The organism is Anaerosporomusa subterranea (assembly GCF_001611555.1).
Classification (GTDB): Bacteria; Bacillota; Negativicutes; order Sporomusales; family Acetonemataceae; genus Anaerosporomusa; species Anaerosporomusa subterranea.
Window position 1 is genome coordinate 434,833 of sequence record NZ_LSGP01000013.1, and the last position, 15,280, is coordinate 450,112.

15 protein-coding genes are annotated in these 15,280 nt (G+C 46.8%); 1 reads left to right on the forward strand and 14 read right to left on the reverse strand.

Annotated elements, in window-relative coordinates; translation table 11 throughout:
- Positions 1-22: 22 nt before the first annotated feature.
- The 7 genes from trmFO to folP form a co-directional block, all read right to left on the reverse strand.
- The gene (gene trmFO / locus AXX12_RS05745) at positions 23-1,339 is read right to left on the reverse strand and encodes a methylenetetrahydrofolate--tRNA-(uracil(54)-C(5))-methyltransferase (FADH(2)-oxidizing) TrmFO (RefSeq protein ID WP_066239404.1); all 1,317 of its coding nucleotides are present in this window, start codon (positions 1,337-1,339) and stop codon (positions 23-25) included.
- A gap of 13 nt (positions 1,340-1,352) precedes the next feature.
- Entirely contained in the window at positions 1,353-3,542 is a 2,190-nt protein-coding gene (gene topA / locus AXX12_RS05750) for a type I DNA topoisomerase (RefSeq protein WP_066239406.1), read from the reverse strand.
- On the reverse strand, positions 3,539-4,618 hold the full coding sequence (gene dprA / locus AXX12_RS05755) for a DNA-processing protein DprA (protein WP_066239408.1): 1,080 nt from the start codon (positions 4,616-4,618) through the stop codon (positions 3,539-3,541). Before dprA ends, topA begins: the two co-directional genes overlap by 4 nt.
- Before the next feature lie 121 nt (positions 4,619-4,739).
- A complete protein-coding gene (locus AXX12_RS05760; RefSeq protein ID WP_066239412.1) occupies positions 4,740-5,852 on the reverse strand; it encodes an MGDG synthase family glycosyltransferase in 1,113 nt (370 codons plus the stop codon).
- Positions 5,853-5,867: 15 nt separating this feature from the next.
- The gene (folK, locus tag AXX12_RS05765) at positions 5,868-6,350 is read right to left on the reverse strand and encodes a 2-amino-4-hydroxy-6-hydroxymethyldihydropteridine diphosphokinase (protein ID WP_066239415.1); all 483 of its coding nucleotides are present in this window, start codon (positions 6,348-6,350) and stop codon (positions 5,868-5,870) included.
- Positions 6,347-6,706, reverse strand: coding sequence for a dihydroneopterin aldolase (folB, locus tag AXX12_RS05770; RefSeq protein ID WP_066239418.1), 360 nt, complete (start codon positions 6,704-6,706; stop codon positions 6,347-6,349). The genes folK and folB overlap by 4 nt, the downstream gene beginning before the upstream one ends.
- Positions 6,699-7,901 carry a dihydropteroate synthase gene (gene folP, locus AXX12_RS05775; protein ID WP_066239420.1) on the reverse strand — a complete coding sequence of 401 codons (1,203 nt, stop codon included), beginning with the start codon at positions 7,899-7,901 and terminating at the stop codon, positions 6,699-6,701. The genes folB and folP overlap by 8 nt, the downstream gene beginning before the upstream one ends.
- A gap of 114 nt (positions 7,902-8,015) precedes the next feature.
- Here folP and AXX12_RS05780 point away from each other — a divergent pair, with 114 nt between their 5' ends.
- Positions 8,016-9,110, forward strand: coding sequence for a zinc-binding dehydrogenase (locus tag AXX12_RS05780; protein WP_066239423.1), 1,095 nt, complete (start codon positions 8,016-8,018; stop codon positions 9,108-9,110).
- A 263-nt stretch (positions 9,111-9,373) separates the two neighbouring features.
- On the opposite strand, the gene AXX12_RS05785 is transcribed toward AXX12_RS05780, so the two are convergent.
- The 7 genes from AXX12_RS05785 to ylqF form a co-directional block, all read right to left on the reverse strand.
- Positions 9,374-9,562 carry an H-type small acid-soluble spore protein gene (locus AXX12_RS05785; RefSeq protein WP_066239424.1) on the reverse strand — a complete coding sequence of 63 codons (189 nt, stop codon included), beginning with the start codon at positions 9,560-9,562 and terminating at the stop codon, positions 9,374-9,376.
- Positions 9,563-9,623: 61 nt separating this feature from the next.
- The gene (locus tag AXX12_RS05790) at positions 9,624-11,150 is read right to left on the reverse strand and encodes a YifB family Mg chelatase-like AAA ATPase (RefSeq protein WP_066239425.1); all 1,527 of its coding nucleotides are present in this window, start codon (positions 11,148-11,150) and stop codon (positions 9,624-9,626) included.
- 62 nt (positions 11,151-11,212) lie between these two features.
- On the reverse strand, positions 11,213-11,563 hold the full coding sequence (locus AXX12_RS05795; RefSeq protein WP_066239426.1) for a YraN family protein: 351 nt from the start codon (positions 11,561-11,563) through the stop codon (positions 11,213-11,215).
- Positions 11,564-11,584: 21 nt separating this feature from the next.
- Positions 11,585-11,872 (reverse strand): EscU/YscU/HrcU family type III secretion system export apparatus switch protein, encoded by a 288-nt coding sequence (locus AXX12_RS05800; RefSeq protein WP_066239427.1) that lies wholly within the window; start codon positions 11,870-11,872, stop codon positions 11,585-11,587.
- Positions 11,873-11,897: 25 nt separating this feature from the next.
- A complete protein-coding gene (locus AXX12_RS05805) occupies positions 11,898-13,460 on the reverse strand; it encodes a hypothetical protein (protein WP_066239430.1) in 1,563 nt (520 codons plus the stop codon).
- Positions 13,420-14,241, reverse strand: a complete 822-nt coding sequence (locus AXX12_RS05810; RefSeq protein WP_066239433.1) for a ribonuclease HII — start codon at positions 14,239-14,241, stop codon at positions 13,420-13,422. Before AXX12_RS05810 ends, AXX12_RS05805 begins: the two co-directional genes overlap by 41 nt.
- Before the next feature lie 128 nt (positions 14,242-14,369).
- A complete protein-coding gene (gene ylqF, locus AXX12_RS05815; RefSeq protein ID WP_066239435.1) occupies positions 14,370-15,239 on the reverse strand; it encodes a ribosome biogenesis GTPase YlqF in 870 nt (289 codons plus the stop codon).
- Between the last annotated feature and the right edge of the window lie 41 nt (positions 15,240-15,280).

The following is a 15,280-nucleotide window of genomic DNA, read 5'->3' on the forward strand; positions in this document are numbered from 1 at the left end:
TATAGTAGCACATATATGCAAATTACGCAAGGATATTGTCATACTTTTCTATAAATTGACGCAGTTCTTCTAAGGATCGTTCCGCTATTAGCCGATTTTTTTCTTTCTTATCTCTGATTTTTCTTCCTAGTGGCGGCAGTAAACCAAAGTTAATATTCATCGGCTGAAAAGACTTGGCTTCAGCATGAGTAATGTAGTGAGCAAGCGATGCGTGTGCTGTGTTTCTCGGGAATTCGAGGACCGGAGAGTCTTTAGCCAAACGGGCGGCATTAATGCCGGCTAGCAGGCCCGACGCGGCAGATTCAACATAGCCCTCAACGCCAGTCATTTGGCCGGCAAAAAGGATGCGCGTATCACTACGTAGCTGCAAGGTGGGCAGCAATACAGATGGTGAGTTTATGTAGGTATTGCGATGCATTACTCCGAGTCGGACAAACTCCGCCTTGCCCAGACCAGGGATCATACGGAATACTCTTTGCTGTTCAGGCCATTTTAGATGGGTCTGGAAGCCTACTATATTATAAAGGGTTGCAGCCGTATTGTCTTGGCGAAGCTGTACTACCGCCCATGGAATCTCACCGGTATTGGGATCAGGCAGGCCTACAGGTTTAAGCGGGCCAAAACGGAGAGTATCAATCCCTCTGGCAGCCATAACTTCAACCGGCATACAGCCCTCAAAATATATTTCTTTCTCAAAATCCTTCACTGGTACTGTTTCTGCATGAACTAACTCGTGCCAGAACGCTTCATATGTCTCACGATTCATTGGACAATTTAGATAGTCATCATCCCCTTTGCCATAGCGTGAGGCACGATAAATCACATTCATATCAAGCGAATCCCAAGCGATAATCGGGGCAGCCGCATCATAAAAATAGAGCCTGTCGCTACCGGTGAGTTCTTGAATTGTGGTCGAAAGCGCGGATGATGTTAAAGGACCGCTAGCAAAGATCACGATTCCTTCAGGAACGGTTGTTACCTCCTCCCGAATAATATTTACTAAAGGATGTTGTGACAAACGGTTGGTTATATATGCGCTAAAGTCCTCTCGATCCACGGCCAATGCGCCGCCAGCAGGAAGTCTGTTCGCGTCAGCTGCCTGCATAATCAGCGAACCCAATTGCCGCATCTCTTCTTTCAATAAACCTACCGCATTCTCTATATTAGCGGCTCGCAGTGAATTGCTACAGACCAACTCGGCGAATTGGTCTGATTTATGCGCTGGAGTCATTCGTCCTGGCCGCATTTCATAAAGAGTAACGCTGACGCCGGACTGTGCAATTTGCCAGGCGGCTTCACTACCCGCCAGACCAGCGCCGATTACTGTAACTTGTGTCATAAATACCCTCGCTTTACTTGCTTTGTTTCTTTGTTGACGATTTTATAGTTTTCTTACCACCCTTGGCAGTTTGCTTAGATTTGCCGGTTGTCGACTTAGCCTTCTCTTTCGGCAAAGAGTGCTTCTGATTGGTGGGGCACGCAGCGTTGCTACAACGCATTGTAACCGGTCCCCGGCTATATTTATGTGCAACCATAAAGGCACGGCATTCTGCACAGGAAGAAGGCAAAGGCGCATCCCAAGTGACAAAATTGCAGTCTGGGTAGTTTTGACAGCCATAAAAGACTTTGCCTCGTTTTGTCTTGCGCTCTACTACTCCACCGCCGCATAGCGGACATGCTGCTCCGGTTTCTTTGACAATCGGTTTCGTATTACGGCATTCTGGAAATCCCGGGCAGGCTAAGAAAGCACCATAACGACCTTTTTTGACAATCATCATGCGACCACAATGTTCGCATGCAACATCACTAACTTCAACTGGTAAATCGACATGCCCTATTTCTTCTTCCGCTTGATTTAGAGTTTGAATGAACGGTTGATAAAAATCACGCAGCAGTTGTACCGGCGAGAGTTCATTATCAGCCACTTCATCGAGTTTTCCTTCCATCCCTGCGGTAAAAGCAACATCAACAATATCAGGGAAATACTGCTTAAGCAGATCAACTACTACAAACCCAAGCTCTGTGGGATGCAGGCGTTTCTCCTGCTTTACCACATAATCCCTCGCCAAAATAGTTTCAATAATTGGGGAGTAAGTACTGGGACGGCCGATACCTTTTTCCTCAAGTGTCTTAATCAGCGTTGCCTCAGAATACCGGGGAGGCGGTTCCGTAAAATGCTGTTTAGGAAGAACTTTGTATAGTTTCAATTCCTGCCCGATATTAAGTTCTGGTAAAAATACATCCTTTTCTTTATCTGTATCGTCCTCTTCCTTACCCTCAGTGTAGATAGATAAGAATCCGGAGAACTTCAGTTGCGAGCCTAGAGCCCTATACGACAGACGGCCTGCAGTAATTTCAACGGTTAAAGTGTCATAAACAGCAGGACTCATCTGACTGGCGATGAAGCGTTGCCAAATCAAAGTATATAAATTCATTTGGTCACGAGTCAAATAAGCGGCAACCGCATCTGGAGGCAGATTAAGACTAGTCGGCCGAATCGCCTCGTGAGCATCTTGCGCCTTTTTGCCTGCCGCGTATACTGGTGGTTTCTCTGGCAGATATGAAGCTCCAAATTTGTCTTGGATAACTTCGCGCGCTTCCTCTTGAGCACTGACTGCAACGCGGGTGGAATCCGTTCGCATATATGTGATCAGGCCAACTGAACCAGCTGACCCGATTTCCAGACCTTCATACAATTGTTGGGCTAACATCATGATTTTTCGAGAGGTAAACCCTAACTTGCGAAAAGCATCTTGTTGAAGACTGCTAGTTGTAAATGGCGGTGCAGGATTACGGCGGCGCTCGCGGCGCTTAATATCCTTGACAATCCATGTTTGCGCCGATGCTTCGTCGACCAGCGCACCTGCTTGCTGCTCATTCGAAATTTCAGGTTTCTTACCATCAACATGCGTTAATTCAGCATCAAATAGCGGGGACTTAATCTTCTCACGCAATCGCGCAGTAATTGTCCAATACTCTTTGGAAACAAATGCGGCAATTTCACGTTCTCTGTCACAAATCAAGCGGACTGCGACTGACTGTACCCGACCGGCGCTCAATCCTTTTCGAACCTTTCGCCATAAAAGTGGGCTCAACTTATAACCCACAATCCTATCCAAAATCCGTCTGGCCTGTTGGGCGTCAACTTGGTTCAAATTAATAGAACGAGCTTTTTTTACGGCACCCTGGATTACAGGCTTGGTGATCTCATTAAAGGTAACCCGACAGGAGCTGTCAACAGGAATATTCAACAAATAAGCAAGGTGCCAGGCGATCGCTTCCCCCTCGCGATCCGGGTCAGTTGCCAGATAAACTTTGGAGGCCTTTTTGGCTTCTTCCTTCAATTGCTTAATTAAGTCGCCTTTACCACGAATGTTAATATATTTGGGAGAAAAGTCTGCGTCAACGTCAACCCCGAACTGACTTTTGGGCAAATCGCGCAAATGGCCCATCGAAGCTTTTACTGAATATGATTTGCCAAGAAATTTTTCTATAGTTTTTGCCTTAGCCGGAGACTCGACTACTACAAGTACCTTGTTCAACGATTTCCCTCCCAAGCGCTTCGCACATAACGTTGCCCGTCTGAATGGGCAATTCCCTGCAGTTCAAACTGCAGTAATATATATGATACATTAGCTGCCGCTAGATTGGTCCGCATGACAATTTCTTCTAAAGCCAACGGCAAATCTGATGTTAGTACACTGTACACAACAGTTTGATCCGGGGTCAGCTGAGGAAGTTCTTTTTTTGTAATGTACTCTATTTGATATTCTTCCAAAATATCCGCGGCACAATCAATTAATTTTGCCCCTTGCTTAATTAAGTTATGAGAGCCGCGGTTCTGCTGAGTGAAAATACTGCCGGGAACTGCGAACACATCGCGATTTTGTTCGAGTGCGGCGTCAGCGGTAATTAACGCACCGCTCTTTTCTCCAGCCTCAATAATGACTACTCCACGCGAAAGACCACTAATAATTCTATTTCGGGCGGGAAATAGTCCGGGCGTAGGCGGAGTTCCCGGCGGATACTCAGATATGACCGCTCCCGAAGCAGCAATCTGGCATAAAAGCTTTGCATTTTCTTGTGGATAACAGATGTCAACGCCACAACCAAGAACGGCGATGGTTTTGCCCTGCTCGATAGCGCCAAGATGCGCAGCTGTGTCAATTCCTCTGGCTGCCCCGCTAACCACCCAAAACCCGGCAGCAGCTAACGTTGATGCTAAGCTTTTAGCTGCATTCTTTCCATATGCCGAGGCCCGTCTAGTCCCAACGATGGCAATTAGTTGGTCATTGGGTGGTAAAACTCCACGATAAAACAGCAACTCAGGCGGATTATAGATTGTTTGCAATAAAGCCGGATAACAAGAATCTGTTCGCGAGACAACGGAAATACCGCGATTGTGCCAAGTGTCTAGCAAGGAAACGGGGTTTATATGTTTTCGTTTTTCGATAATTTCCTCTGCAGCAGTCTCAGGCAAGCAACCGCTCAAAATCAAATCGCGCATGTCAGCCAACCAAGCCTGTCGGGCGCTGTCAAAATAGCGAATCAGAGTTTTAACTCGTTCCTGACCTATCCCTGTAACGGTGAGCAGTGCAGCGATATACGCGTTCTCCATGGTCCCTCCTATAGGGCCGGACACTGCCGGACTGTGTACGGGATTTAGATAATGGAATAATTATAACTATCTGTAAAAAATAGGTCAAGGTGGTACTGTAAAAAAATGTCCTATTTGCAATTTATTTCACAACAAGACTGCGAATCACGTGGGCTGCCACCTCGGCAGCATCCGGCCTTGCCATTGCGAGTGATCTTTGGTGCATCTGCGTCAATCTTCCTCTCTCAGTCAGCAACATACCAACAGTCGCAGTCAGAGCATCAGGTGTATTAGCCTGCAAAGCACTGCCTTGTTGGATCAGGCGTTTGGCATTCTCTTCTTCCTGTCCCGGAATGGGACGGTAAATAATGAGTGGAAGGCCGCAACACATGGCCTCTGCTGAGGTCATGCCGCCGGGCTTAGTTACTAACAGATCAGAGACAGCCATCAATTCTGCGATATTTTCGACAAAGCCATACACGATTAATTGATGTTTGATCGAACTCGCCAGTTTTGACAAGCATCTAGACATTTTTCGATTGCTGCCGCAAATGGCTACTATCTGGATTCTTCGTTCCAGACTGTTAAGAGCCCTAATGATATCTTCCATAGGCAAAAGTCCAGCCCCGCCGCCCATTATCATAATGGTAGGTAAATCGCAATCAAGACTCAAATCTTTGACCGTGGCAATTGTATTGGAGTCAGCAAAGCCAGCAGCTACTGGAATGCCACTAGCTGTACTGCGTTGCAAAGGTATACCGTTAGCAGTCAATTCTTGACGCAATTCTTGGTTAGCGACGCAATAATGAGTAATTTCAGGATATATCCATAGTCGGTGCACGACAAAATCTGTCACGATAGCGACACCGGGCGATGTAAGTTCACCTCGGCGCAAGAGATCAGCCACTAACCCCGCAGGAGTAGCATGGGTGCAAACAACAACGTCGGGCTCTAGTGATTTGATATAGGTAAGCATCTGCTTGGCAAGAAAACGACTGATTATATTGCGGCCGACAAGTGCCAGCCGACTAGTATTCCCCCATCCATATGCCATTCCATATGCTTGAGGAAAGATGGCAAGTATTTTCAGATAAGTATTAAGGACTGAATTTCCAATAAAGGAAGGAAAAAAATCAAAGACGTTGGCATAAACAACGTTTGTTGCAGGGTCGATTGACTGCAGCGCAGCCCCCACCGCCTGGCCAGCCCTGACATGACCAGAGCCTATCGGGGCGCTGATAATTAAGATTTTCAATTCACCGCACTCCCATCAATCGAAACTTTGATAAAACGTAACAGAAGATGGTTCGCATGTAGCTAATAATTCACCAGTTGTAAGTCCGTGTAGGACGATGTCGTCACCGGTCAAATCACGTAAAGGGATCAACACGAACGGTCGAAGATGCATATATGGATGTGGCACTTTCAAAGTATCCGTATCAATTAACTGATCATGAAATAACAATATATCGATATCGATTGTCCTAGGACCCCAGCGAGCATTTCTCACTCTGCCTAAGCAGCTTTCTGTTTCAAGACAGACCCTCAACAGTTCGGCAGGAGATAAATTTGATTCAATGGCAATCACCGCGTTGAGAAATGCAGCTTGATCAATATAACCGAACGGTTCAGTTTCATAAATGGCTGATTTTTTGATAACCTGGATGTCAGGATGAGCAGCAAGAATACTCACTGCCTGTCTTAAATAACATTCGCGTTCTCCCATGTTTGAGCCTAATCCTAGGTAAATCATTTGCTCCTCGACAAGGCAACCTGAACGAAATCAAGAGCGCCGGGGACAGGCGCCGCCGGTTTGCGGATTCGGACTACGACTCGTTTGACATGAGGAAACTCTAATACGACGCCAGTAATACGGCCACACAAGGCTTCAAGCAATTGATAGTGCTCAGTTTCAACAATTCTTTTGACTGCATCATATACTGCCGTATAGTCAACAGTTGCTTCTAAATGGTCTGTCTGAGCCGCCTGCTCAAGGTCAGCGCTCATCTCGATATCTACCAGAAACCGTTGGCCGTGTTCCTGCTCATATGGATAAACACCGTGACGGCCAAAAAATGTCATATTTGATAGAGTAATCGTGTCATGCATGAAAATCTCTCCTTACTAGTGTATCAATCATCCGAGTTACTCGGACTATTTCTTTAACATCGTGTACCCGCACCATTTGTACTCCCTGCATAATCCCCCAAGCGACCGTTGCCCCAGTTCCCTCTACTCGCTCTTGCGGCGGCAGACCGCCTAATGCCTCGCCGATGAAGCGTTTTCGCGATGTAGCGAGCAATATGGGACATCCCAACGACTTAAGTTCACCTAGCCGAGCCATTACTTCCAGGTTTTGGACCGTTGTTTTACCAAAACCAATACCAGGATCAACAATGAAATTTTCAAAAGGAATGCCTGCTTTTATACCGATCTCGATGCTTTCTTCGAGAAAAGTAATCATATCAGACATGATGTCATGCTGATAAATCGAATCGACTTGATTATGCATGATGATAACCGGCGCACGTTGCGCGGCGGCAACTTCAGCCATGCCTGGAGTATGTAATCCCCAGATATCGTTCACGATATGCGCACCGGCCGCCAAAGCAGCTTTTGCGACCGAAGCCTTATATGTGTCTACCGAAACAGGGACTGATACTTTTGCTAACACTTGATCAAGAATAGGCAGTAATCTGGCCATTTCTTCTTGCTCGCTGACCAACTGTGAACCATACGGACGAGTAGATTCGGCGCCGATATCGATAATATCTGCACCTAGTTCTACCATTTCACAGGCATGCTGAACCGCCTTCTCAACCTGATTGTACTTACCGCCGTCTGAAAATGAATCAGGTGTCAAGTTAAGTATGCCCATAACTAAGGTCCGACCGGGCTGTATGGAGAGCGATCGATCATGCCATTCATAGTGTCGCATAGGAAATATTGCGTCTCCGCGTAAGGAATTTTCGATACGTTCAGCCAGCTGAGGTAGTCCCCACGGTTGCTGTTTCAATTGATTCAGCGCCAATCGATATTGCTTCAATGTTGCAAAAATAAGTACATCTGTATGTTCGATGCTGAGATCTGCTGTTCCGCGTGCGACCGCTACCTCACCGCCTTTGGCAAGAAACGTCTGTTTTAGTAAGTTCGCCGCCTTAGTTGATACACCTTCGATCTTGACCGTTTTGAATATTGCCTTTGCCGCCATGATCGCGATTCCTTGTGGATCACAGCCCAACTGTTGCAATTCGCGAGTTGCAGCTTCGTTATTATTAATTAATACGACTCTTGGATTAAGCATTGCTCACACCCACTTTTATCAATTTAATATATCATCACCGCATTGCGGCAGGAACTTTCCTCTTTAATGGGGTATTCTGGTTTTAGATGTATATATCGAAGGAGTGATTTGCTCATGATAAAAGCAGCAGTCCTGGAAGCACCGCATACCCCTCTGGTTGTTCGCGAGCTTTCTGCTCCGGTATTGGAGCCTGGCGCAGCCTGGCTAGAGACCTTGTACAGCGAAGTATGCGGGACTGATGTCCATTTGTACCATGGCAAACTTTCTGGAGTGCCCTATCCTATCATACCCGGACACATTAATGTCGGACGTGTCGTAGAAATGAACGGGATTGTGCGAGACTTCGATGGCAATGTTTTGAAAGCTGGCGACATTGTGACTTTTCTTGATGTACACGAGACATGCCACAATTGCTGGTTTTGCCTGGTGGCTAAAGCCTCTACCCGTTGCCCGCAGCGTAAAGTGTACGGGATTACTTATGGTCTGAAAGACGGTATACTCGGCGGTTGGAGCGAGAAAATCTATCTAAAACCAGGAGTAAAGACGATGAAGTTACCCAAAGGAGTTAAGCCAGAAGCATTTATCGGCGGCGGTTGTGGTCTGGCGACTGCGTATCATGCGATTGAACAAGCGCAAATCAAATTGGGCGATACTGTTGTCATTCAAGGCAGTGGCCCCGTCGGCTTAAACGCTGCCATTTTGGCGCAGTTAGTCGGTGCACTTAAGGTCATTGTTGTCGGAGGTCCAGCTATGCGACTGGAGTTAGCCAGCGAGTTTGGCGCAGATCATGTCGTTAATATTGATATTACAAACGAAAATGACAGATTGGCACAGGTGCGGGAGTTAACCAACGGACGTGGCGCTGATGTCGTGATTGAAGCCTCGGGAGCACCTGCGGCGATTAAAGAGGGAATGTTGATGGTGCGTGACGCCGGGGCCTATGTTGTGGCTGGTCAGTATACCGACAATGGGGATGTAACACTCAATCCGCACCTGGAATTGAACAAAAAGCATTTAACAGTCAAAGGAACTTGGGGTATTGATCTTAGCCACTTCTACCGTTCTCTCAAAGTCATGGAAAAATATCACTCACGCTTTGCCTGGGAAAAATTTATAACCCGTCACTATTCGTTATACGAAACTAATCAGGCTCTGGCTGATGTAGAAGATCGCCGCGTTATGAAAGCAGTCATTACTCCCAATCGCTAACAGAGCATTGATACACGCTTGAGTTAAGTCCGGCCTAATGGCCGGACTTAACTTTTTCAGTGTTCATGCTTTAGTTCTAGAATTTTTGCAGGCTGTCTATCCTGATCATATGATTCTATTAGAAAGATTTTACCATTGAAAGTTAGTTATGGCAACTATCCTAGTTCAACAGATAGAAAACCCGACACTAGCCTGAGTGTCGGGTTTTTCACAAATTCGCTTCCATCGGTCCAGATCCTTCACACGGCGCAGGTCCACTACTTTTAATCCATAGGTCCTTCTTCACGAAGATGGTCGATTTCCACCTCGACAGTATTTTTCTTCTCGAGATATGTCACATATGCTTTATTGTGATGTTTATTCACACTCTCAATCCATACATGATTATTTCGATACCTAACGCCAATTTTCTCCGGTGATTTAAGTATCTCTTCAGCCCGTCTCGCATCCATGGCACATTCCCCCTTTTGACATAGTATGTTCAATGCTAAAGGGTTGGCATACATGCTGCGGTCACAATAAACCTTGTAGTTGATTGCGAAACTGTACAGCTTCAGCTACATGCTGAGCTGTGATTACAGGTTCAGCAGACAGATCAGCAATCGTACGAGCTACTTTAATAATCCGGTCATAGCCGCGTGCACTCAAGTTTAATTTTGCAAAGGCCTGTTGTAACAGAGTTTGCGCTTCATGCGTCATTGGACAGGTGAGCTTAATATGCTTATGCTTCATCTGCGAATTAGCAAACAGACCAAATGCACGTAACCGTTCTCGCTGCATCATTCGAGCGGCTTCAACTCGCTCTCGGATTTTCGCCGAACTTTCCTGCGGGCTGGAATTGACGATGTCCTGGTATTCTAGTCTAGGTACGTGGACGTGTAAATCGATTCGGTCTAACAATGGACCCGAAATCTTTTTTACATAGCGTCTGACATCAGATGGCGTACAGACGCAATCATGCAGTCCGTCTCCCAACCACCCGCACGGACAAGGATTCATAGAGGCCACAAGCATGAAGCGGGCAGGATAAGTGAGAGATGCATTAACCCGGGCGATATTAACTTGTCCATCTTCCAGCGGTTGGCGAAGCACCTCTAATACTTGCCGAGGGAATTCTGGCAGCTCATCGAGAAACAGTACTCCATGATGACTCATTGTCACTTCTCCAGGACGGGGTATCCGACCGCCGCCAATCATACCTGCGTCTGAAATAGTATGGTGAGGATTACGGAACGGTCGGGTATAGACCAGTCCAGAACTACCATGATTCAAGTACCCAATTACACTATATATTTTGGTCACTTCAAGTGCTTCCTCATCTGTCATTCTTGGCAGAATAGATGGCAAGCGGCGAGCTAACATTGTTTTGCCAGAACCGGGAGGGCCAACCAGTAGAGCATTGTGTCCACCAGCGGCTGCGATCTCAACAGCGCGTTTGGCGACAATCTGACCTTGGACATCGGCAAAGTCTTCTTCGGAAAACAACGGCCCATTATCGAAAGGTGGCATCTGTGCGCACAGTAGTTTCCGGCGGCCAGATACATGCAATACAACTTCTTCCAAGGTTTCGGCAGTATAAACAGCAATTTTTCCGACCAATAACGCCTCAGCCGCATTTTCTGGCGCTAGCATAATAGATTCAAAGCCTTGTTCTGCGACTTTTGCGGCGATCGGCAATATGCCGGGGACACCGCGCAAGCGCCCCTCCAGTGATAACTCGCTCACAAATACAAAAGATTCACATGCGGCTCGATCCACATAACCGCTAGCCGCAAGTATGCCCATCGCAATGGGTAGATCAAGTCCTGAGCCGTCTTTGCGTAAATCTGCTGGCGCTAGATTGATGGTAATGCGTTTGGCCGGAAATTCATAACCGGCATTTTTAATCGCCGCTCTTACACGTTCGCGCGATTCTTTAACTGCCGTCTCAGGCAATCCGACAATATCAAAAGCGGGCAACCCGTTGGCGATATCCACCTCGACTGTAATGAGAATACCATTAAGTCCTAACGTAGTTGATCCATAGATTTTGGCGAACATGCCGAAAACCCTCCTCTGACACATACCCTGCCAGCGAGGATATGGTCGTCATGATTAAAATGTTACCTGCCAAATGCATTGATAATATGATTAGTGACAGCCAGGCCTTGCGGAGTTGGCAAGACTTCCAATACGTCAAAACGGGCGGGAGCGTTATCGGCCCCACACGTATGCAAATAATACACTGCGGCTTTTAACAGCTTTTGCTGTTTGCTCCGGGTTACGAACTCGGCTGGATAACCAAAAATAACACTGGTACGCGTTTTGACTTCCACGAAAACAATAGTTTTCTTATCTTTGGCGATTATGTCAATTTCCCCTGATCGAGTGCGGAAGTTTCGAGTCAATATTTCAAGCCCATTAGCCGCTAAATATTGTGCGGCAACATCTTCACCCTCTTGCCCTAGCGTCATATAATCCCTCCCGCTAGTTAGTTATAGCTTCTTATGCCCCATAGTTTGATTCAGGCGATAAATATGAGCTAGTACCTCGGCAATAGCTTGATACAGTTCAGGCGGTATCTCACGGTCTAGCTCGATAGCCATCAACATACCTGTCAGTGTTTTATTCTTATAAATAGGAACTGCGTTCTCCTTGGCCAAAGTGATAATATGATCGGCCATCAGACCAGAACCTTTGGCAACCACTTTCGGGGCCGTGTCAGTTCCGCTAGTATAGGTTATCGCAACTGCTTGAGGGCGTTCTGGTCTCGCTTCATCCATGCTTTTCACCCCCTGCTAATCTGTTTCAGACTATGCTGACATCTCCGAGCATAAAGGGAAATTCGCTGCAAGCCTCGCGAATTAATGGCAAAGTTTCGCTGAACAACAGCGAAGCCTGCTTGTTAGCAAATGCAACCTTAATATCTAAAATAGCCTCCCCGTGGAGGTGAAAGATCGTATCTACTTGTCCTGTATTCTCAGGCTCTAATGTTAATCTGACCCAAGTATCAGGTTTGCTTTCCGATCCATCTTTTTTCGTCTGGCCCTTTTCATGAAATACATGGATATGAACAGGCTGCGGTTGGGCCGGTTCACCATTAAACGGCATTTGTAAGGTAAACAAGACAGCCTGTCCCTGGTCGTCACTTATCGTCTGGAAAGCCCTGTTAACCGATTCTGCCAAAGTTCGAACAGTAGCGGCGCTTTGCTCAAGTATACTTGGCGGAGTGTTATCAAGTAGGGCACCCAGTTCCATATCTGTCAGCAGCCAAAGCTGCAGTAATTCTGGTAGATTTAGTTTGTCGGCAGCCTGATGTATCGCCGATGGTGTTGAGACGCCGGCAGATGACGATTGTTGTGCAGCAAACTTTGCGGTGGCTTGCCGCAATATGTCTGGAATAGCGGATCGTATCTGGTCTCGCGCCTGTTGCAATACCGCTGGATCAAGTTCATTCGAATCAAGATCAAGCTTTGCCAAGATACTAGTCATTTGCTGAGTAAAACGCTTAATCTCATTAAACAGTTCGGCGGGTTTATCTTGGCTTGATTCGAGGACTGACGCCGCTAATTGCAGTTTTTGTGAAGTAAATAAGTCAGCCTGTCCCCGATCATCGTTCATCGTCTGAAAAAACCGGTTAACCGATTCTGCCAAAGCCCGGCTGGTAGTGGCTTTTTGCTCAACTATAGCTGGCGGGGGGTTATCTTGTAATGCCCCCAAATCCGTATCAGTCAGTAGCCAGTTCTGTGGTACTTCTGGCAGGCTAAGATTATCATAAAGTATGCTTGGCTGTAATGAGATGCCGGCTAAAGACGGTTTTTGTCCGAACCTCGTTGCGGCTTGCCGTAACATGTCCGAAACGGCGGACTGTATCTGGTCTCGCGCCTGTTGCAACACCGCTGGATCAATTTCATTCGCGTCTAGATCAAGCTTTGCCAGGATACCAGTCACCTGCTGATTAACGCGCTTGATTGCGATCAACAATTCGGCGGGTTTATCTTGGCTTGATGTGAGAGATGAGGCCGCCAATTGCAGTTTCTCCGCTAACTGAACGAGAGAATCGGTTGCATTGCGCCGAGAATTTAATAGAGAGACTAAACCGTCGCTTAGGGTGCTGAGGTCTGGTAATGAATTCTGCAAAATTTGCTCAGCAGTAGTTCTAATTTGTGACGGCAACGACTGTATCAGAGCCTCTTGCTCCCCCAATAAAGTAGAGGTTTTGTCAAACAAACCCTTAAGCATTCCGGCAGCACCTATTGCCAGTGTATCACCTGTTGGCGCTGCATCTTGAAGCAAATTTGTTGTACGGGACAGGGTTGTCCCCCTGCGGTTAGGTTGTGACAGGCCTGGCATAACCGGCTTCAAATCCAAACAAGCCCCCTCCTGACTTCACCGGCTCAAAACTACGTCGATGTACTGGCGAAGGTCCTAGCCGACGCAATGCATCCAAATGCTCTTTGGTGCCATAGCCTTTATGTTTATCAAATCCATACCCTGGATATTGTTGATTGAGCCCGAGCATGATTCGGTCTCGCTCCACTTTAGCAATAACTGACGCAGCTGCGATAGAAGCGCTAAGTGCGTCTCCGCCAATAATTGCCTGCCAGGGGATGGTAAGTTCTGGAAGCTTGACGGCGTCAATCAGAACCGCTTGAGCAGCAGGCTGCAGGGCTGCTGCTGCTTGATACATGCCGCGGACTGTCGCCTGGTATATATTGATTTCGTCGATTAAGTCGACCGAAATTGATTGCCAATTAATAGCCAATGCAGTTTCTTTAATAGTATAATACAGTTTTTCCCGTTGTGCGGCTGATACTTGCTTTGAGTCGTTCAGACCAGGCAGAAAAACAAACTTTGGCAAAATAACCGCAGCAACTACTACTGGCCCTGCTAATGGGCCTCTTCCGGCTTCATCAATGCCAGCAACCAGTGGCTGGCATTGATTATAGTAGACAGACTCGTAGAGATACAATTCGCGCACTCTACGGATTTCCTGTTCATGACGTTGCCCCCGCGTTATCCACTTTTCAAACAAGCGTTTTACCGTTGGACGAGGATCAGTCCGTAAACTTTCGACAACTTGTAATGGCAACTCCTGCTGGTGTTGCAGCAATGAAGCAATTTGCGATACTTTCATAGGCTCAGTTTTCATATTCTTCTCCCTGACATTCATTGATTGGCGGGTCATTATCTATGACAACTTACGTAATAACTGAAGCTATTCTGGCAGTAATATCAAAAAACCTGCATAAAAACAAAAATAGGTCAGCTTGCGCTGACCTATTCAGAATCTGTAGATTCTTCCGGCTGATCCAAAGTTACTCGCCCTAGCTTGCCGGAACGAAATTCATTGAGTAGGATCATTCTCGCCTTCTCTAAGTCAATTAGTCCACCGCTACGCAAACAGCCTCGACTTCTACCAACGGCAGATAAGAGTTCTGTGTTATCTGCCGCAATTACCGACAGTCCATAGCGTTCGGTTAGCATAGAACCGTAGTGCTCACGCATGAGGGTCAACAACCCGTCAACTACATGCTCCCGATCATAAACTTCTTCTGGTACCGCTCCGGTTATCGCCAATTTAAAAGCAACTGTTTGATCTTCCATTTTGGGCCATAATACGCCTGGTGTATCAAGAAGTTCCAGATTGCGACCAATTTTTATCCACTGTTGGCCACGAGTCACCCCAGGGCGGTCTCCAGTACGGACAGTGGCTGTTCCAAGGAGTCGGTTAATCAGTGACGATTTGCCTACATTAGGAATGCCTAAAATCATGGCTCGTACTGGACGTGGCCTAATTCCCTTAGCCACAAGACGCTCAATAACAGGAGCAGCAGCTTGCTCTACCAGGCTAACCAGGTTTTTCGTTCCCTTACCTGATACTGCTTCTAACGCAACAACTGAAAAGCCTTGAGTGGCAAAATATGTTGTCCAGCGTTTTGTCCACTCAGCCTCTGCTAAATCTGCTTTATTGAGCGCGATAATACGCGGCTTATTGCGCGTAATTTCCTCAATCATTGGGTTGGAGCTGCTGACAGGAATCCGTGCGTCCAGGAGTTCAATTACTACATCCACAAGTTTCAGATGTTCGCCGATGACGCGCCGCGCCTTAGCCATATGCCCTGGAAACCAGTGTATATGCTGTTGCATATTCTCACTCCCTCATAGTAGAGGCTGTTCAATAGTCTGGG